General features: G+C 71.9%; 16 protein-coding genes. 5 read left to right on the top strand and 11 right to left on the bottom strand.

The genetic code is table 11. The features are described from left to right. Position 1: 1 nt before the first annotated feature. Positions 2 to 394, bottom strand: coding sequence for an antitoxin Xre/MbcA/ParS toxin-binding domain-containing protein (locus CRP29_RS13085; protein WP_097195443.1), 393 nt, complete (start codon positions 392 to 394; stop codon positions 2 to 4). Between the two features lie 145 nt (positions 395 to 539). Between CRP29_RS13085 and CRP29_RS13080 the strand changes: the two genes are divergently transcribed. The 3 genes from CRP29_RS13080 to CRP29_RS13070 all read left to right on the top strand — a co-directional run bounded on the left by CRP29_RS13080 (position 540) and on the right by CRP29_RS13070 (position 3,242). Continuing rightward, a complete protein-coding gene (locus CRP29_RS13080) occupies positions 540 to 1,775 on the top strand; it encodes a hypothetical protein (RefSeq protein WP_097195442.1) in 1,236 nt (411 codons plus the stop codon). 17 nt (positions 1,776 to 1,792) lie between these two features. Beyond that, positions 1,793 to 2,023: a DUF2188 domain-containing protein gene (locus CRP29_RS13075; protein ID WP_097195441.1), complete on the top strand. Its 231-nt coding sequence runs from the start codon at positions 1,793 to 1,795 to the stop codon at positions 2,021 to 2,023. Between the two features lie 958 nt (positions 2,024 to 2,981). Beyond that, the gene (locus CRP29_RS13070) at positions 2,982 to 3,242 is read left to right on the top strand and encodes a hypothetical protein (protein WP_217991579.1); all 261 of its coding nucleotides are present in this window, start codon (positions 2,982 to 2,984) and stop codon (positions 3,240 to 3,242) included. Here the strand turns inward: CRP29_RS13070 and CRP29_RS13065 are convergent. From CRP29_RS13065 to CRP29_RS13050, 4 genes are all read right to left on the bottom strand, one after another. Beyond that, positions 3,239 to 4,162 carry a tyrosine-type recombinase/integrase gene (locus tag CRP29_RS13065; protein WP_097195439.1) on the bottom strand — a complete coding sequence of 308 codons (924 nt, stop codon included), beginning with the start codon at positions 4,160 to 4,162 and terminating at the stop codon, positions 3,239 to 3,241. The two genes, CRP29_RS13070 and CRP29_RS13065, sit on opposite strands and share 4 nt — an antisense overlap. A gap of 49 nt (positions 4,163 to 4,211) precedes the next feature. After that, positions 4,212 to 5,285, bottom strand: a complete 1,074-nt coding sequence (locus CRP29_RS13060; RefSeq protein WP_097195438.1) for a DNA polymerase domain-containing protein — start codon at positions 5,283 to 5,285, stop codon at positions 4,212 to 4,214. 37 nt (positions 5,286 to 5,322) lie between these two features. Further along, complete coding sequence (locus CRP29_RS13055; RefSeq protein ID WP_097195575.1) at positions 5,323 to 6,897, bottom strand: alpha/beta hydrolase; 1,575 nt, start codon at positions 6,895 to 6,897, stop codon at positions 5,323 to 5,325. Between the two features lie 70 nt (positions 6,898 to 6,967). Further along, positions 6,968 to 8,041 carry an ATP-dependent DNA ligase gene (locus tag CRP29_RS13050; RefSeq protein ID WP_097195437.1) on the bottom strand — a complete coding sequence of 358 codons (1,074 nt, stop codon included), beginning with the start codon at positions 8,039 to 8,041 and terminating at the stop codon, positions 6,968 to 6,970. Positions 8,042 to 8,144: 103 nt separating this feature from the next. On the opposite strand from CRP29_RS13050, the gene CRP29_RS13045 reads away from it, so the two are divergent. Continuing rightward, complete coding sequence (locus CRP29_RS13045; protein ID WP_097195436.1) at positions 8,145 to 8,486, top strand: GYD domain-containing protein; 342 nt, start codon at positions 8,145 to 8,147, stop codon at positions 8,484 to 8,486. Here the strand turns inward: CRP29_RS13045 and CRP29_RS13040 are convergent. The 3 genes from CRP29_RS13040 to treZ form a co-directional block, all read right to left on the bottom strand. After that, on the bottom strand, positions 8,483 to 9,085 hold the full coding sequence (locus CRP29_RS13040; RefSeq protein ID WP_097195435.1) for an NUDIX hydrolase: 603 nt from the start codon (positions 9,083 to 9,085) through the stop codon (positions 8,483 to 8,485). The two genes, CRP29_RS13045 and CRP29_RS13040, sit on opposite strands and share 4 nt — an antisense overlap. A gap of 87 nt (positions 9,086 to 9,172) precedes the next feature. After that, complete coding sequence (locus CRP29_RS13035; protein ID WP_097195434.1) at positions 9,173 to 9,904, bottom strand: dihydrofolate reductase family protein; 732 nt, start codon at positions 9,902 to 9,904, stop codon at positions 9,173 to 9,175. A 1-nt stretch (position 9,905) separates the two neighbouring features. After that, positions 9,906 to 11,657, bottom strand: coding sequence for a malto-oligosyltrehalose trehalohydrolase (gene treZ, locus CRP29_RS13030; RefSeq protein WP_097195433.1), 1,752 nt, complete (start codon positions 11,655 to 11,657; stop codon positions 9,906 to 9,908). Between the two features lie 133 nt (positions 11,658 to 11,790). Between treZ and CRP29_RS13025 the strand changes: the two genes are divergently transcribed. Beyond that, entirely contained in the window at positions 11,791 to 12,423 is a 633-nt protein-coding gene (locus tag CRP29_RS13025) for a ribonuclease FAU-1 family protein (protein ID WP_097195432.1), read from the top strand. Here CRP29_RS13025 and CRP29_RS13020 read toward each other — a convergent pair. From CRP29_RS13020 to glgX, 3 genes are all read right to left on the bottom strand, one after another. After that, entirely contained in the window at positions 12,410 to 13,282 is an 873-nt protein-coding gene (locus tag CRP29_RS13020) for an MOSC domain-containing protein (RefSeq protein ID WP_097195431.1), read from the bottom strand. The two genes, CRP29_RS13025 and CRP29_RS13020, sit on opposite strands and share 14 nt — an antisense overlap. Before the next feature lie 87 nt (positions 13,283 to 13,369). After that, positions 13,370 to 15,736, bottom strand: coding sequence for a malto-oligosyltrehalose synthase (treY, locus tag CRP29_RS13015; protein ID WP_097195430.1), 2,367 nt, complete (start codon positions 15,734 to 15,736; stop codon positions 13,370 to 13,372). Then, positions 15,733 to 17,844: a glycogen debranching protein GlgX gene (gene glgX, locus CRP29_RS13010; RefSeq protein ID WP_097195429.1), complete on the bottom strand. Its 2,112-nt coding sequence runs from the start codon at positions 17,842 to 17,844 to the stop codon at positions 15,733 to 15,735. Before glgX ends, treY begins: the two co-directional genes overlap by 4 nt. Positions 17,845 to 17,986 lie beyond the last annotated feature (142 nt).

The following is a 17,986-nucleotide window of genomic DNA, read 5'->3' as shown; positions in this document are numbered from 1 at the left end:
GTCAGCGGACCTTCGGTCCGCCGGCCAGGCGCTGCACCAGTTGCAGCACGGTCTGGAACTCACCAGTTTTCAGGACGTCGAGTGGGCGCCTGCCCTGCAGAGCCCGCTGAGGGGAGTGCAGCCAGATCTCCACGCCCTCGGGGCGGTAGACGTCGGACAGTTCCTCGATCACGTACTGCAGTTCCAGTAGGCGGTCTCGCTTGGCGCCTTCGGGGCGGGCGGTGCCGGCAGCCCACTTCTGGATGGCGCGCTCTCCGGCGCCGACGATCTCGCCGATCTCCATCAATGTCAGGGCACGGCGGGTGTCAGCCACGACGTGCCGGTAGACCGGGGAGTCAGCTGACTCCTGTGGAGTCGCCGGTGACGCCGCCGAGGCGGCGCGGGTGGTGCTCATGGGTGGTCCTCCTGAACGGCGGCCGGTGGCTGTCCGGCTTGCCGTCTCGACCATAGAGGACGGTCAACATTCACCGCTAGGTGCATCTGATAGTTCGTGTTAGCGTTCATCCCTGTGGGCGATGTCCGCCCGTGGGAGGTGCGACGTGGACCTGCTGATCCGAGCCGGGCGCGAGGACCACAAGGTGATCGAGAGGCTGTGCGCACCGGCCACGGCCGGTCTGTGGACCCCGCGTGCCCTGCCGCTCACTGGGGTGGTCACCGACGCGCACGTCGCCGTTGAGCGGCCCAGCCTCCGTGAGACTGCCGAGCTGGCTGCGATCCCATTCCTGATTGACCCGCTCACGCCGCTGCTCACCGACGAGCAGGTTCCGGGCAAGGGCTGGGCTGGGCTGCCCTACGCCCACCCGGAGAAGGTGTCGGCCGCCGACCTGAGTCACCACGCGCTGCAGGACGAGCTGATCGACCAGGTGATCGCCTTTCAGCGGGAGCAGGGGGCGACCGTCCTCATCCCGCCCTACCTCTACGCCGATCGGCGCAACAGCGCCTGGTTGGACATCAACCACAGCCTGCTCAAGCGCACCGCCCGCTACCTCGAGCGGCAACGTATCGACCTGCCTGTCGCGCCGATTTTCGCAGCCTCCCTCCACCAGTTTGCCCCCCAGGCCACCTGGGCGGCCGGCTTGGACCCCTTCCTCGCCCTGGCTGATGAGATGAACACCCGCTACGTGGCCGTCTCCTACTCCTGGAGCGAGCAGCGCAAGGCCAGTTATCAGGCGGTGGCCATGCTGATGACCGCGGTGCAGCACGCGGTCAGCGGTGGACGGCGCCGGGTGCTGCCCTGGCGACAGGGGCTCTACGGCGCCGCTCTCACCGGCGTGGGTGCCGCGGGCTATGAGACCGGCCCCGGACATGCAGAGGCAGGGCACTACCCCCAGCTGATGGCCCGCCGCCGGCCCACCGACAAGCCGAAGAAGGGCGGGGGCGGCGAAGCCAACGTCTACTTCAGCGCCTTCGGTCGCAGCGTCGACCGCAAATCATCCGGTGCGATCCTCTCCAACCGCCTCCTTCGTGCCCAACTCGTCTGCCCGGAGAACTCCTGCTGCCCCGACGGCGCGACCAGCATGACCACCGACTGGCGTGAGCATGCAGTCCGAGCCCGACACCGAGAACTGGTGGACATCGAGCGAATGCCGGCATCGGCGAGTTGGCGACTCAACAAGATTGCCCGTGACGCCGAGCAGGCAGCAGGCCACGCGCGAGCAGCCAACGACGTCCTGCAGGAAAAGAAGATCAGCTGGCAGTTGCCGGTGGACACCTACCGGCACGTCGGTGAGGTCGCCGACGACATCCGGGCCAGCCTGGCCCGGCGTGCCGCTTGATACGAGGAGGAGTAGCGATGGCCAAGGGTGACGTGCACACGGTCCCGCATGGCGAGGGTTGGGCGAACAAGGTCGAGGGCAACAAGCAGGTCTCTAACACTGCCGCCACCAAGGCCGAGGCGCAGAAGAGCGGCCGAGAGATGGCGGTGAAGCGGGACGCCGAGCATTTGGTGCACAAGAAGGACGGCACCATCGGCGAGCGCAACACCTACCCCCGCAGCCGAGACCCTAGGAAGTCCCGCGGATAAGATCATGGGGACGCCGGCCCGTCGAGGGGGGCATCTCAAAGCAGCCGGACTCAAGGACCGACTGCTCGACCTGATTCCGGAGACGTGGGCAGAAGTTCATCGATCGTGATCGCGAGGCTGGTGATTTAGCTGTGAAACGCGGCTGGTCTGGCAGTCCCGGTATGGATCGGCGGTACTTGTAGTCGCCCGAGGTGGCGCTGGCCAGCCCACCGGTGACCAGCGGATCGGTGGCACTGAGGGCGACGGTCGACCCGCATGCCGACTCAGGGTACGGCGACGTGCGACGTGCGACCTTCGGTCTTGTGTCCGGCTGGTCGAGAAGCCAGTTGTGGTAGGGGGCGCAAGTGGGTTGGCGCGGATCCCGCGGCATCTGGACGGGCCGGGAGTCCGCACGGGAGGGGGTAGAGAGTCCCCGTCGCTGTTGCGGGACCCGGCGACAGGCACTCTTTAGGCACCCAATACTCCCGCAACCAGCCGTCACAAGTCGTCCCAGCCAACGTTTCGATCCGGCTCTGACCTGCGTATTCAACGCGGGCCAGCGCGTGCAAGCGCCTCAAGATCAAATCGGTGGATGATTGATCCGAGCAGCAACAGGGTGGCAACTCAGCCCGACGTCGCGGCCCAACTCCCACAAGCGAAGTGCTCGCTCGCTACGGGGACCGTTGGCGTACCCCCGGGAGCCTGCAGTGGTGTCACCGCTCACGCCGCAACGCACCTTCACGAACGGACGATGTCACCCCGTACGCATCGCTTGTCCGAGCAGCGTCACCCCCGGACTTTCAGCGTTGGCTGATCGGCGGCTTCCGCGCGGCTGTCACCAATCCGGCTGATTCGGCGCCTTCTAGAGGTGACCCGTCGCCTGCCGAGGCAGCGGGCGGAGCTCTCCGGAGGAGTCATGACCGAGCCTGCCCGCGAGCCGAACCCGGCATCCGGCGACAGCCGAGCCAGGGACCGTGCCGTGATTGCGCGCATCGCAGCGGCCGAGCGGTGGGCGCGGACGTCCGACCGGGTGGCGGCGACCGAACCGGCCCGGCGCGGACTGCGGGCTCGGTTCGAGCGGGAGGCGGACCCCGACGGCATCCTCGATTCCGTCGAGCGCGCTCGCCGGGGCCACGCCCTCATGACCGCGCACATGCTGCGTCTGGCCCGGGCGTCCGCGCAGGCCCGGGCGTCGGCGCAGGCGCGGCGGACGGCTGCCGGACGCGACCGACGTCGTTAGAGCTGGTCGCCGAGGGCTAGTCGGCGGTGCGCCTCGTGCGCTCGTTCGACGGCGGTCGAGGCGGCATAGCGGGACAGCATCTCGTCGCTGCGCCACCCGGCCAGCATCATCAGGTCCCGCTCCTGCCCGCCGCCGACGAGCCAGCGGTGGGCGAAGGTGTGCCGGAAGCGGTGCGGATGCACCCCCTCGACCCCCGCCTGCCGGCTGCGCACCTCGAGCACCTCGCGGATCCCGTCGACGGTCATGGGCCCGCGCAAGCCGAGCAGTAATTTCGGTGAGCTCGCCCGGGCGTGCAGCGCGCGCACCCGCAGATAGCGGTCGATCGACTGCCCTGTCCTGGCGCCGAACGGCACCGCTCGCGGCCGGGAGCCCTTGCCCATGACGTAGGCGACCTCGCGGTCCAGGTCGACGTCTTCGAGGGTGAGCCCGCACAGTTCGGAGACCCGGACGCCGGTGTCCAGCAGCAGCCGCAGGATCACCTCGTCGCGTCGCCCGAGGAAGATCGGGCGAGCAAACGTTCCGGGACGTCCGCGGCCGACGGCGCACGTCTTGAGCAGGGCTGTGATGTCGGCGTCGGTGAGGATCGGCACGGGCTTGTCTGGGGCGGTGGCGATCTCGATGCCCTCGGTGGGTGCCTTGTCCACCTCTCCTTCGACGACGAGCCACCGGCAGAAGCGGCGCATGCCCCGCAGGCGCGTGGCCACGGTGCTGGGCTGGCAGGTCTCGGCCAGCTCGGCCAGCCAGGCGCTGATCGCATGCCGCGTTAGCTCGTCCAGGGTCTCCGGTCGGTCGTGCTCGGCCAGCCAGCGGCTGAAGTAGCGGACGCTCTGGCTGTACAGCTCGATGGTCCGCGGCGCCTTGCTGGCCGCGCGCAGGTGCCGACGAAAAGACGCAAGAAGGTCTTCCAGCCGCACCGCCATGCCGGGAGGTTATCGGGCGAACGAGCGGTGCGCTACCCGTGGTGAAGCATCAGTTAGCGGTATTTTCGCTGGTAGGACGCTTGGCGCGGCTGGGCTGCACACGCATCGGCTCGCCCGGCATCTTCGGGTAGTCGGGCGGATAGGGCAGATCGCCCAGACCGTCGTCCGCGGCCTGGCGCTCGGCCAGCTCCAGCAGCGGCTCGATGCCGAAGGCGTGGTCGGCCAGGCCGGCGTGCTTGTCGCCGACCGCCCGGAAGCGGGCGGGCATGGTCAGCACGTCGAAGTCGAACGGGGTGACGTCGGGCAGCTCGTCCCAGTCGACCGGCGCGGACACGGGGGCGTGCGGCTTGGGCCGGATCGAGTACGCCGAGGCGATCGTGCGGTCCCGGGCCATCTGGTTGTAGTCGATGAAGATCTTCTCGCCGCGCTCCTCCTTCCACCACGACATCGTCACGCGGTCGGGCAGCCGGCGTTCCAGCTCCCGACCGAACGCGATGACCGCCCGGCGCACGTCGGTGAAGGTCCAGCGCGGCTGGATCGGGACGTAGACGTGCACGCCCCGGCCGCCGGAGGTCTTCGGCCAGCCCTCCATGCCGAACTCGTGCAGCAGCTCGCGCACGTGCGGGGCGACCCACACCGCGTCGGAGAAGTCGGTGCCGGGCTGCGGGTCGAGGTCGATGCGGATCTGGTTGGGCTGCTCGACGTCGGACTTGTCCACCGGCCAGGGGTGGAAGGTCAGCGTGCCCAGGTTGGCGCACCAGGCGACCACGGCCACCGAGTCCGGCGCGATCTCGTCCGCCGTGCGCCCGCTGGGGAAGGTGATGTGCGCCGTCGGCACCCACTCGGGCGCGTTCTTCGGCACCCGCTTCTGGTAGAACGCGTCGCCGCTGTTGTCCACCCGGGTGGAGATGCGGGCGCCCTCGAAGACACCGCCGGGCCAGCGCTCGAGCGTCGTCGGCCGGTCCTTGAGCGCGAACAGGATGCCCTCGCCGACCGCGACGAAGTACTCGACGACGTCGATCTTGCGGATCCCCTTCTCCGCGAAGTACGGCTTCTCCGGGTTGGAGACCCGCACCTCGTGCCCGGCGACGTCGAGGATCACCGCGTCCTTGCTGCTCGCCATCTGCCTGCGGTTCCTTCCCTCGGCCGGGGGCCGAGTGTCACGCAGGGCAGGTGAGCCCGTCCAGCGGAACCACCAGGTCGATGAGGTAGGCGTTCACCGCGTCGTTGACGCACTGGTTCTTCGGGTAGGCGGTGTGGCCCTGGCCCTGCCAGGTCAGCAGGACGCCCGCGGTGAGGTCCTCGGCGAGGTCCACGGCACCGGGCAGCGGCGTCACGGGGTCCCCGGCGTTGCCGACGACGAGGATCGGCGCGCTGCCCTCGGCGTCGCGCTCGGGCAGCGGCGTGCGGTCGGCCTCCCACGGCGTGCAGGTGAAGAGCCCCGCAGCCGAGCCCGCGCCGAACAGGGGGTACTTCGCGTCCCACTCGGCGGCCAGCCGGCGCACGTCCGCGGCCTCGATCTGCTCGTCGGTGTCGGCGCAGTTGATCGCAACGTTGGCGTCGAGCAGGTTGGAGTAGGTGCCGTCCTCGAGCCGGCCGGAGTAGCTGTCGGCCAGGGAGAACAGCCCGGCGGCGTTCCCGCCGCGGGCCGCGGCCAGCGACTGCGACAGCTGCGGCCAGGTCCGGGTGTCGTAGAGCGCGGCCTGCACGGCGGTGAGCACGACACCCGGCGTCGCCTGGCGCGTCTCGCCCTCCTCCGCGCTCGGGATGGGGGCCTGCGACGCCTGGAGCATCAACTCGTCCACGAAGAGGCGCGGGTCCGCGCCCAGGGGGCAGCCGGCGATGAGGCTCAGGCAGTTCTGCGCGAACGCGTCGAAGCCGGCCTCGAGCCCGGCCGCGCTGGCCTCGGCGGAGGCCCGCAGGTCCTGGTCGGGGTCGACGGCGGCGTCGAGGACGAGCGCACGGACCCGGTCGGGGAAGAGCTCGGCGTAGGTCGAGCCCAGCGTCGTGCCGTAGGAGTAGCCGAGGTAGGTCAGCTGCTCCTCGCCGAGGGCCTCGCGGAGCAGGTCCATGTCGCGGGCGGTGTCGACGGTGTTGAACGCGCCGAGCGCCGCGGGGGACTCGTAGCGCTCGGCGCAGCCCTCGGCCACCTCGGTGGCCAGGGCGAAGGTGTCGTCGAGCTGTTCGGCGCTCGTGGGCTGCGGCTCGGAGGCGATCAGCCGGTCCTTGGTGTCGGCCGGGATGCACTCGACGGCGGCCTCGGACAGGCCGACGCCGCGCGGGTCGAAGCCGACCAGGTCGAAGCGGCGCAGGACGTCCTCGGGCAGGGTCAGCGCCAGGCCGATGGCCGCGTCGACGCCCGACGCACCGGGGCCGCCCGGGTTGATGACGAGCGAGCCGATCCGCTCGGTCTGGCCGGGGTGCACGGCCCGGATGACCGGGATCGGCAGCGTGTCGCCCGCGGCCTCGTCGTAGCTGATCGGCACGCTCACCTGGGCGCAGTCGAAGGACAGCCCGCGCTCGCTGCCGGGCCGGCCGGCGATGAGCGGCTGCAACTGCTCGTCGCAGTCGGTCCACTCGATCGGCTCGGCCGTCGGCTCGGCCGGGGCGCTGGTCGGGGAGGTGGTGGCCTGCTCGTCGTCGCTGCCGCCGTCGGACGTGCAGCCGGCCGCCAGGAGGGTCATGGCGGCGAGCAGGCTGGGCAGGACGGCTCGCCGGCCGGGGTGCAGACGCATGATCACGAGCCTAGGAGCCTCGCGACGCCCGTGCAGACGATCACCCCCCGCCCGGACCCCGATCCACCCGTCAGGGCGTCTCCAGCACCTCGGTCAGGTCGTAGCGCACCGGGACGTCGAGCTGGTCGTACGTGCAGCTGAGCGGCTCGCGGTCGGGCCGCCAGCGCAGGAACTGCCCCGTGTGACGAAGTCGACGGCCCTCGAGCTGGTCGTACTTGATCTCCACGACCAGTTCGGGGCGCAACGGCACCCAGGAGAGGTCCTTCTTCGCGTTCCACCGGCTGGTGGCCCCCGGCATGCGGTTCTCCCCGTCCTGCTGGACCTGGGCGTTGGCCCAGTCCTGCCACGGGTGCCCGTCCAGCGCCTCGGCCCGGTACGGCGCGAGCTCCTCGACCAGCTCCGCGCGCCGCTTCATCGGGAAGGACGCCGCGACGCCGATGTGCTGCAGCCCGCTGTCGTCGTACAGGCCCAGCAGCAGCGAGCCGACGATCGGGCCGCTCTTGTGCCAGCGGAAGCCGGCCACCACGCAGTCGGCGGTGCGCACGTGCTTGACCTTGGTCATGAGCCGCTGGTCGGGGCCGTAGGGCAGGTCGGCCCGCTTGGCGACGACGCCGTCCAGGCCGGCGCCCTCGAAGGTGTCGAACCAGCGCTGCGCGGTCGCGGCGTCCTCGGTGATCCCGGTGAGGTAGACCGGCGGCCGGGTGCCGGCCAGCGCCGTCTCCAGCTTCCGCCGGCGCTCGGCGAACGGCCGGTCGAGCAGCGACTCGTCGCCGAGGGCGAGCAGGTCGAAGGCGACGAACGACGCCGGCGTCTGCTCCGCCAGCAGCCGCACGCGGGACTCGGCGGGGTGGATCCGCTGCAGCAGCGCCTCGAAGTGCAGCCGGTCGCCGGCCGGCACGACGATCTCGCCGTCGACGACGCAGCGCTCGGGCAGGTGCGCCTTGACCGCCTCGACGACCTCGGGGAAGTAGCGGGTGAGCGGGCGCTCGTTGCGGCTGCCCAGCTCCACCTCGTCGCCGTCGCGGAAGACGATGCAGCGGAAGCCGTCCCACTTGGGCTCGTAGAACAGCCCCTCGCCGGTCGGCAGCGTCGTCGCCGCCTTCGCCAGCATGGGCTTGACCGGTGGCATCAGCGGCAGGTCCATGCCGGTCAGTCAAGCAGCCGCACCTGCCGCGTGCGGAGGTCTCGACCCGGTCGGCCGCTGCTCCTAGCCTCGGCACGGCGGGGGGCGACCGGGAGGCACGACCATGCCGCTGTACCTGACCCGTTTCCGCTACACCCCGGAGACCTGGGCGATGCTCATCGCCGAACCCGAGGACCGCCGCCGGGCCGCGACCGCCTACATCGAGTCCGTGGGCGGCTCCCTGCACGGCTTCTGGTACGCGTTCGGCGAGTGGGACGGCTTCACGCTGTGGGAGGCGCCGGACGACGTCGCCATGGCAGCCGTCGCCCTGGCCATCGGTGCGGGTGGCGCGCTGGGCGCGATCGAGACGACCGTGCTGCTCACCGTCGAGCAGACGCTCGAGGCGCTGGACCGCGCGCAGGCCGTCGGCTACCGGCCACCGGGCGCACCGCGCACCGACGGCTAGCGCCAGGCGAAGACCGGCTGCTCGTAGCCGGCCACCCGCTCGACCTCGCCCCGGCAGGCGATCCGGCAGAACTGGTGGACCACCGCCGCCGTCGGGGCGTGCACGAACCCGCCGAGCAGCGGCAGCTTGATCACCGGGCCGTCGGATTCGGGGATGGACTCGAACACCGGGTCGACGTCGAGGTCGGCCAGGGGCACCTCGAACACGGCGGCCACCTCGGGCTCGGACCCGGCGAACCCGTCCACCGGGCCGGCCCAGCAGACCACCGGCGTCATCACGTAGCCCGAGCGCGTCACGTAGTCGTCGAGCAGGCCCAGCACCGCCGAGCCGGCCAGGTCGAGACCGATCTCCTCGTGCAGTTCGCGCAGCGCGCCTTCCACCGGGCCCTCCCCGGCGTCGAGCCGGCCGCCGGGCAGCGCCCACTGACCGGCGTGCGCGCGCAGGCCGGCGGCGCGGCGGGTGATGACCAGCGTCGGGACGGCGTCGGCCACCGTGACGCACAGTGCGACCGCCGCCTGCTTCAGCTCGGGGCGCTCGACCGCGACGCGGGGGAACCCGCCGATCCGCTCCGCGACGACGTCCCGGTCCAGCGCTGCCATGCCTGCTCCTCGTCGATCTTGCCGTGGCGCGGACTTCCTGCACCGAAAGTCCCGGACTTTATGCACCGAAAGTCCGGGTTCGGTCGACTACCGGGCGCCGGCCACCCGGTAGCGGGTGAACAGCACGCCGTCCTCCTCCAGCAGCTGGCGCAGCTCCAGGCCGACGGGGGCCGGCAGGCCGTCGGGCAGCAGCCGGTGCGCCGCGCCCACCAGCGCGGGCGCGATCGTCAGGTCCAGCTCGTCGACCACCCCGGCGGTCAGCGCCGCGCGCAGCAGCTGCGGCCCACCCTCGCACGTCACCTGCGCCAGGCCCCGCTCGGCCAGGGCTGCCACCGTGGCGGGCAGGTCGACGTCGTCGTCGCCGCAGACCAGCACGGTGGCGCCGGCGGCGGCCAGGGCGGCGCAGCGGCCGTCGTCCGCGGCGGCGCAGGTGACCACGAGCGTCGACGGGTCGGCGGCGAGCGCGGACCCGGGGTCGAGCGACGCCCGCCGGCTGACAACGGCGATCGGCAGGGTCGCCGGCCCGCCGATCGACGCCCGGAGCCGGCCGACGGCGGAGTCGGGGAGCACGGGCCGGTAGCCCTCGGTGGTCGCGGTGCCCGCCCCGACGAGGACGACGTCGGCCAGCGCGCGCAGCGTCCGGAACACCCGCTTGTCGCCGGGGGAGCCCAGGCCGGCGCTGCGCCCGTCGACGCTCACCGCGCCGTCCAGCGAGGCGACGAAGTCCATCCGCAGCGACCGGCCGGCCGGGAGCCGGTAGGCCTCCACGAGCGCGGCGTCGTCCAGCTCGGCCGAGGGCTCCGGCAGCAGGCGGCGCACGTCAGCGGGTGCTGAGCACGGCGGCGCTCTCCGGCGGCAGGGTGACCGTGCTCCGGTCGATGCTCGGCAGCTCGCCGGTGGCGAAGAGCACCTCGCCGACGGGCACGTCCAGGTCGATCTCCCGCGGCTCCTCGGCGAGGTTGACCACCACCCGCAGCGAGCCGCGGTGCACCACCATCCAGCGGTCGGCGTCGTCCCAGTCGACCTCGACGCCGGTCAGGTCGGAGTCGACCAGGTCGGGGTGCGCCCGACGCAGCGCCAGCAGCGACCGGTGGACGGCGAGCAGCCGCTCGTGCGGCTCCTGCGACAGCTCCGACCAGTCCAGCGTGGACCGGGTGAACGTCTCCGGGTCCTGCGGGTCGGGCACGACGTCGGCGTCCCAGCCGTGCTCGGCGAACTCGCCGATCCGGCCCTCGGCGGTGGCCCGGCCCAGCTCCGGCTCGGGGTGGCTGGTGAAGAACTGCCACGGGGTGCCGGCGCCCCACTCCTCGCCCATGAACAGCATCGGGGTGAACGGGCTGGTCAGGGTGATGGTGGCGCCGATGGCGAGCTGCGCGGGGGAGAGGGTGGCCGAGATCCGGTCACCGACGGCGCGGTTGCCGATCTGGTCGTGGTCCTGCAGGTAGCCGAGGAACTTCCAGCCCGGCAGCGTCGCGGTGTCGACCGGGCGGCCGTGGTGGCGGCGCCGGAAGCTCGACCAGGCGCCGTCGTGGAAGAAGGCGCCGGTGAGCACCTTGGCCAGGCCACCGAGCCCGGCGTCGGCGAAGTCGGCGTAGTAGCCCTGGCCCTCGCCGGTCAGGACCGAGTGCAACGAGTGGTGGAAGTCGTCGCTCCACTGCGCGGTCAGGCCGAGGCCGCCGGCGACGCGCGGGGTGACCATGCGCGGGTCGTTGAGGTCGCTCTCGGCGATGAGGGTGAGCGGCCGGCCCACGGCGACCGACAGCTTGTCGACCTCCTGCGCCATCTCCTCGAGCACGTGGGTGGCGCGCTCGTCGACCAGCGCGTGGACGGCGTCGAGCCGCAGGCCGTCGACGTGCATGTCGCGCAGCCACATGAGCGCGTTGTCGATGACGTACCGGCGCACCTCGTCGGAGTCGGGGCCCGAGAGGTTGATCGAGTTGCCCCAGGTGTTGGCACCCTCCGCGAACACCGGGAAGAACTCGGGCAGGTAGTTCCCGGACGGGCCGAGGTGGTTGTAGACGACGTCCTGGATGACGCCGAGGCCCTGCTGGTGGCAGGCGTCGACGAACCGCTGGTAGGCCGCCGGGCCGCCGTACTCCTCCTGCACCGCGTACCAGAGGACGCCGTCGTAGCCCCAGTTGTGCGTGCCGTTGAAGCCGTTGACCGGCAGCAGCTCGACGAAGTCCACGCCCAGGCGGACCAGGTGGCCGAGCCGGCCGATCGCGGCGTCGAGGGTGCCCTCGGGGGTGAAGGTGCCGACGTGCAGCTCGTAGACGACGCCGCCGGCCAGCGGGCGTCCGGTCCAGGCACCGTCGTTCCACTCGTAGGACGCGGGCTCGTACCGCCGCGAGAGGCCGTGCACCCCGGCGGGCTGGCGCCGCGAGCGCGGGTCCGGGCGGGGCGTCTCGTTGTCGTCCAGCAGGTAGCCGTAGTCGGACTCCGGGCTCGCCTCGACCTCCGCGTGCCACCAGCCGGCGTCGTCGCGGGTCATGTCGTGCACGGCGCCGTCGACCTGGACGCGCACCCGCTCCGGCAGTGGTGCCCAGACGGCGAACTCGACGGGTGCGGACATGCGGGGGCCTCCGGGGCGGTGCGCTGGGGTGGGGCGGCCGTGCGGCCAGCCCGGATCATGCCCGCCGGGCAGCGGGTCAATCGCACCCGCGGTCAGAGGTCGACGTCCCGGTACGAACCTCTAGCCTCGCGCCATGCCGGACCCGACCGTCGTGCTCCCGGAACGCTTCGCCGTCGGCAGCACCGTGCGGCGCCGGGAGGTTCTGCACGGCCGGCCGTGGATGGAGCACCCGGTGACGGTGATCCACGACGGGGATGACTGCCTGGCGGTCCTGCTCGAGTCGGGTTCGCCCTTCGCCTTCTTCGAGCATCCGTTCGGGCGGCATCCGTGGAGCAGGTTCGAGGCGTGGAGCGGGAGCACCGTCCTGCAGGTCCAGCGCGAAGGCGACGCCCACTCCGCGTGGAAGTTCTTCGACGAGCGGGGCGACTTCACGCACTGGTACGTCAACCTCCAGGAGCCGTTCGCCCGCCACGTCGACCGTTGCGGAGGCGGCGCTTTCGACACGGCCGATCACGGCATCGACATCGTCCTCCCGGCGGACGGCTCCCCCTGGCGGTGGAAGGACGTCGACGACCCGGACGTGATGGTGGCGGCGGGGCGGATCACCGGCGTGGAACGCGATCGCATCCGAGCGGAGGCGGACTCGATCGCTGCCCGGCTGGACGCGGGGGACCGGTGGTGGTCGCCGTGGGAGGGGTGGAGACCTGGCGACCCCAGCCCGGAACCCGCCTCGGCCGAGCGGGGCGGTGCGCTCAGGCGAGGGTGACCGGATCCCCGGTGCGGACGACGCCCTCGGCGGCGACGTCGGCGTAGACCCCGGCGCACGCCCAGGTGCCCAGGCCCGGGATCTCGCGGCGGTGGTGGCGGGCGACGGTGCGCAGGGTGCCGCGGTCCTCGGGCAGGTCGCCCTGGGCCAGGGTGGTCATGACGCAGCGCATCGTCAGCATGGCGACGCCGGCGCGGGCGGTGTCGCCGAGGCAGACGCTGCGGCCGACCCACTCGTCCTCCACGAAGCCGGTGTCGGTGCCACCGACCAGCACGTTCGGGCGGTAGCGCAGCACGTCGAAGTCGCTGCCCTCGCCCAGCTCGGTCAGCCGGTCGAGCGTGCCGCGGGTGAGCAGGTGCAGCGCGGCCAGGTCGAAGAAGGTGCCGGGCGGGGCCATCTGGCCGAGGTCGATCGCGCTGACCGGCTCGGTGCCCTCGAAGGCGTGCGTCGTCCCCTGGATGAACTCGGCCGGCGCCAGCCCTTCGATGTCGGGCCACTGCTCCTCGAACCGGCTGCCGGCCGGCACCTCGCTGGTCAGCCGCACCGGCCGGCCGACCAGGCCGGACAGCACCGCGTCGGTGCCGGCGGCGTCGCTGAGCAGCTCCGTCCCGTCCGGCATCGTGAGGACGACGGGAGGCACCGCGCTACCGGGGGACGGCTCGGTGACGAACCGGGCGGAGAGGCCGAGCAGCGCCCCCCACTTGCGCGGGTGCTTCGCGCTGGCGACCGTGCCGTCGGCGGGGTCGACCAGCGCGTAGGCGCGGTCGCCCAGCAGTCCCCGGCCGGTCAGCCGTGCCTCCTCCACCTGCTCGCCGAGCAGGGACTTCACCGGGAAGCGGTAGAGCGCGTCGATGTGCACGCGCGCATCTCACCACGAGCGCCGACGAGATCGGCGATCTCGCGCGTTTCCGCCCCCCCGGAGCGCGCGAGATCGCCGATGTCGTCGCTACTCGCGGACGAGCAGGGCCACCGGCAGCCGGGCGAGCAGCACGTCGGCGGCGATGCCGGCGACGTCGGAGACGAACCGCTCCCCGGTGAGCAGGTCGCGCCAGGCGCCGGTCGGCAACTGCAGCGCGGTGTCACCCCAGCCCGTCCGGGCCAGCCGCGCCGGCAACCGGGTCGCCACGACGACGACGCCGTCCTGCTCCGGGGTGCCGCGGTCGTAGGCGACCAGGTGCTCCGCCGCGGACCCCGTCACCGTCAGCGGGGCGTAGCCGCTGAACAGCTCCGGGCGGTCCCGCCGGGCGCGCAGCACGCGCGAGGTCACCAGCAGCTTGGCCGCGCCGCTGTCGTCCACGGCCGGCACCGGGCCGGCGTCGAGATCGGCCAGCAGCCGGCGCCGCAGCTCGTAGTCGACCGGACGCCGGTTGTCCGGGTCCACCAGCGAGAAGTCGTACAGCTCGGTGCCCTGGTAGACGTCGGGGACGCCGGGCATCGTCAGCTGCAGCAGCTTCTGCGTCAGCGAGTTCGACCAGCCCAGCGGCGTGATGCGGGCGACGAACGCCTCGATCTCCGCCGTCGTCGTGGGGTCGTCGAACGCGGCGTCGACCAGCGCGTGCAGCTGCGCCTCGAACGCCTCGTCCGGGTCGGTCCACGTGGTCGACGTGCCGGCCTCGCGCGCCGCCTTCTCGACGTAGGCGTGCGCCCGCTCCCGCGAGAGCGGCCAGGCGCCGATCAGGTTCTGCCAGACCAGGTGCGCCATCGGGCGGTCGGCCAGCGGGTGCCGGGCCAGCCAGCCGCGGACCAGCGTCGCCCACTCCGACGGCAGCTCCGCGAGCACCGCCAGGCGGGCGCGGACGTCCTCGCTGCGCTTGGTGTCGTGCGTGGACAGCGTCGTCATCGCCTGCGGCTTGACCGCGAGCCGGTGCTGCTGCGCCGTGTGGAACCCGTCGACCGTGCCGCCGAGGTGCGCGGGGTCGCCGCCCACCTCGTTGAGCGCGACGAACCGGGACCACCGGTAGTAGGCGGTGTCCTCGACGCCCTTGGCCATGACCGGGCCGCTGGTCTGCTCGAAGCGGGTGGCCGCCTCGGTGCCCGCCTGCGAGAGGACGCCGTAGAGCGCGTCGACGGCCGGCACCAGGTCCGGCCGGCGGGCCCGGACGGCGGCGACCGCCCGGTCCAGGTGTTCGCGGCCGTCGGGCAGGTAGCTGCGGTAGACGCCGAACGTGGCGAGCAGCTCGGCCAGTGCCTCGGTCTGCTCCGCGCGGTCCACGCCCGGCAGCTCGCCGACGACCCGCACCAGCCGGGCCACCTCGGAGCCGAGCATCCCGTCGGTGACCTCGCGCTTGCACAGCCGCACCAGCTCGGCGTAGTCGACCGCGCGGCCCTCCAGCTCGGTGTCCAGCGCGGTCAGCGCGGGCTCGCCGGCCGGGTCGATCAGCACCCGGTCGACCTCGGTCAGCGCGTCGTAGCCCGTCGTCCCCGCCGTCGCCCAGCCCTCGGGCAGCTCCTCGCCGGGCTCCAGGATCTTCTCGACGACGGTCCAGCGGCCGCCGGACTCCTTCGCGAGCCGGTCGAGGTAGCCCCGCGGGTCGGCCAGGCCGTCCGGGTGGTCGATCCGCAGCCCGTCGACGGCGCCGTCGCGCACGAGTTGCAGCACGAGCTCGTGGGTGGCGTCGAAGACCGCCGGGTCCTCCGCGCGCAGTCCGGCGAGGGTGTTGATCGCGAAGAACCGGCGGTAGTTGAGGTCGGAGTCCGCCCGCCGCCAGTCGACCAGCTCGTAGTGCTGGCGGTCGTGCACCTCCTGCGGGGTGCCCTCGCCGGTGCCGGGCGCGATCGGGAAGCGGTTGTCGTAGTAGCGCAGCTCGCCGTCTCCGCTGCCCCCACCCTCCCGGCCGACCAGCTCCAGCTTCTGGACGTCGTCCGCGGAGCCGAGCACCGGGATGCGCACCCTGCCGCCGCCGTGGTCCCAGTCGATGTCGAAGGCGGCGGCGTGCGCCGACGCCTGCCCGTGCTGCAGCACGTCCCACCACCAGGGCGCGGCCGACGGGTCGTCGATGCCCATGTGGTTGGGCACCAGGTCGAGCACCAGCCCGAGGCCGTGCTCGTGCAGCGCGGCCACGAACCGGTCGAAGGCCTCCCGCCCACCGCGGGCCTCGTCGATGTGCGCGTGGTCGACGGTGTCGTACCCGTGGGTGCTGCCCTCGGCCGAGCGCAGCAGCGGGGAGGAGTACGCGTGCGTTACGCCGAGATCGGCCAGGTAGCCGGCCACCCCGGCGGCGTCGTCGAGCCCGAAGCCGGCGTGCACCTGCAGCCGGTAGGTCGCCGCGGGAACGCCCCGGCGACGCTCGCCGGGGTCCTGCGCGGCGGTCACTCCGCGGGCCCGGTCAGCACGACGATCGAGCGGCCCTGCACGGTCACCGTCTCGCCGGGCTTGACCTCGAGCGGCTCGACCTCGTCCATCTCCGCGGTGTCGAGGACCGTCGTCCAGGACCGGGAGTAGTCGTCGCTGGGCAGGGTGTACTCGATCGCCTCCGGGGATGCGTTGAAGGCCAGGTAGAAGTGGTCGTCCTTCACGTACTCGCCGCGCTCGTCGGTCTCGCGGATGCCGACGCCGTTCAGGTAGACCGCCATCGACTTGGCGTAGGCGGCGTCCCAGTCCTCGTCGGCCATCTGCTCGCCGGCGGGGGTGAGCCAGGCGATGTCGGGCACCGGGTCGCCGAGCCCGCGGCGGACCGGGCGGCCGTGGAAGAACCGGCGTCGGCGGAACGTGGGGTGGTCGCAGCGGAGCTTGGTGACCATCTTGGTGAACTCGAGCAGGCCCTGGTCGACGTTCTCCCAGTCGACCCAGGTCAGCTCGGAGTCCTGGCAGTAGCCGTTGTTGTTGCCGCCCTGCGAGCGCCCGAGCTCGTCGCCGTGCAGGAGCATCGGCACGCCCTGGCTGAGCATCATCGTGGCGATGAAGTTGCGCCGCTGCTGGGCGCGCAGCTGCAGGATGTCCGGGTCGTCCGTGGGGCCCTCGACGCCGTGGTTCCAGCTGCGGTTGTGGCTCTCGCCGTCGTTGTTGCCCTCCCCGTTGGCCTCGTTGTGCTTCTCGTTGTAGGAGACGAGGTCGTCGAGGGTGAAGCCGTCATGGGCGGTGACGAAGTTGATGCTGGCCATCGGCCGCCGACCCGAGTGCTGGTACAGGTCCGAGGAGCCGGAGATCCGGTCGGCGAAGTCGCCCATCGTGCCGCCCTCGCCGCGCCAGAAGTCGCGCACGGTGTCGCGGTACTTGCCGTTCCACTCGGTCCACAGGGCCGGGAAGTTGCCGACCTGGTAGCCGCCCTCGCCGACGTCCCACGGCTCGGCGATCAGCTTCACCTGGCTGACGACCGGGTCCTGGTGGACCAGGTCGAAGAAGGTGGCCAGCCGGTCGACGGCGTGCAGCTCGCGGGCCAGGGCTGAGGCGAGGTCGAAGCGGAAGCCGTCGACGTGCATCTCGGTGACCCAGTAGCGCAGCGAGTCCATGATCAGCTGCAGCGATTGCGGCGTCCGGACGTTGAGCGTGTTCCCGGTGCCGGTGTAGTCCATGTAGAACTGCTCGTCGCCCTCGACGAGCTTGTAGTACGTGCGGTTGTCGATGCCGCGGAACGACAGCGTCGGGCCCATGTGGTTGCCCTCGGCGGTGTGGTTGTAGACGACGTCGAGGATGACCTCGATGCCCGCCTCGTGCAGCGCGCGCACCATCGCCTTGAACTCCTGGACCTGCTGCCCGGAGGAGGTGTCGCTGGCGTACTCGTTGTGCGGGGCGAAGAAGCCGATCGTGTTGTAGCCCCAGTAGTTGCGCAGGCCCTTCTGCTGCAGGGTGTCGTCCTGCACGAACTGGTGCACCGGCAGCAGCTCGATCGCGGTGATGCCCAGATCGGTGAGGTGCTCGATCGTCGCCGGGTGGGCGACGCCGGCGTAGGTGCCGCGCAGCTCCTCGGGGATCCGCGGGTTGGTCATCGTCAGGCCCTTGACGTGGGCCTCGTAGATGACGGTCTTGTTGTAGGGCGTCCTCGGCGGGCGGTCCACGCCCCAGTCGAAGAACGGGCTGACGACGACGGACTTCGGCATGTGTGCCGCCGAGTCGTCGTCGTTGCGCTCCTTGGTCTCGAAGTCGTAGCCGAACACCGACTGGTCCCAGTCGATCTGGCCGTCGATCGCCTTCGCGTACGGGTCGAGCAGCAACTTGTTCGGGTTGCAGCGCAGCCCCTGGGCGGGGTCGTGCGGCCCGTGCACCCGGAAGCCGTACTTCTGGCCGGCGTGGACGCCCGGGAGGAAGGCGTGCCAGACGTAGCCGTCCATCTCGGGGAGGCGGATGCGCTCCTCGTTGCCCTCGTCGTCGAAGAGGCAGAGCTCGACCTTGTCGGCCACCTCGCTGAAGATCGCGAAGTTGGTGCCGGTGCCGTCGTACGTGGCCCCGAGGGGGTAGGCACTGCCGGGCCATACCTGGGTCATGGACTGGTTCCTCCTGCTGCTTGCCCCGCACAGGGGGCGGGGCCTCTCTCCGGGACGGTGCTGGAGGAGGCCGGGACGGGGCGACCGTACGGCGGTGCCCCTGTCCGGGCCCGCGCACACCTGGGATCGGTGTGACCTCGTC

Source organism: Blastococcus aggregatus (assembly GCF_900221005.1).
Lineage (GTDB): Bacteria > Actinomycetota > Actinomycetes > Mycobacteriales > Geodermatophilaceae > Blastococcus > Blastococcus aggregatus.
This window is presented reverse-complemented; position numbering and strand designations above follow the sequence as displayed.

Bases quoted from the DNA above. Each gene is read 5' to 3' on its own strand.
- CRP29_RS13055 (WP_097195575.1), bottom strand. From the start codon at position 6,897: ATGCGTCTGCACCCCGGCCGGCGAGCCGTCCTGCCCAGCCTGCTCGCC.
- CRP29_RS13060 (WP_097195438.1), bottom strand. From the start codon at position 5,285: ATGGCGAGCAGCAAGGACGCGGTGATCCTCGACGTCGCCGGGCACGAG.
- treZ (WP_097195433.1), bottom strand. From the start codon at position 11,657: ATGTCCGCACCCGTCGAGTTCGCCGTCTGGGCACCACTGCCGGAGCGG.
- glgX (WP_097195429.1), bottom strand. From the start codon at position 17,844: ATGACCCAGGTATGGCCCGGCAGTGCCTACCCCCTCGGGGCCACGTAC.
- CRP29_RS13025 (WP_097195432.1), top strand. From the start codon at position 11,791: ATGCCGGACCCGACCGTCGTGCTCCCGGAACGCTTCGCCGTCGGCAGC.
- CRP29_RS13045 (WP_097195436.1), top strand. From the start codon at position 8,145: ATGCCGCTGTACCTGACCCGTTTCCGCTACACCCCGGAGACCTGGGCG.
- CRP29_RS13075 (WP_097195441.1), top strand. From the start codon at position 1,793: ATGGCCAAGGGTGACGTGCACACGGTCCCGCATGGCGAGGGTTGGGCG.
- CRP29_RS13050 (WP_097195437.1), bottom strand. From the start codon at position 8,041: ATGGACCTGCCGCTGATGCCACCGGTCAAGCCCATGCTGGCGAAGGCG.
- CRP29_RS13085 (WP_097195443.1), bottom strand. From the start codon at position 394: ATGAGCACCACCCGCGCCGCCTCGGCGGCGTCACCGGCGACTCCACAG.
- CRP29_RS13065 (WP_097195439.1), bottom strand. From the start codon at position 4,162: ATGGCGGTGCGGCTGGAAGACCTTCTTGCGTCTTTTCGTCGGCACCTG.
- CRP29_RS13040 (WP_097195435.1), bottom strand. From the start codon at position 9,085: ATGGCAGCGCTGGACCGGGACGTCGTCGCGGAGCGGATCGGCGGGTTC.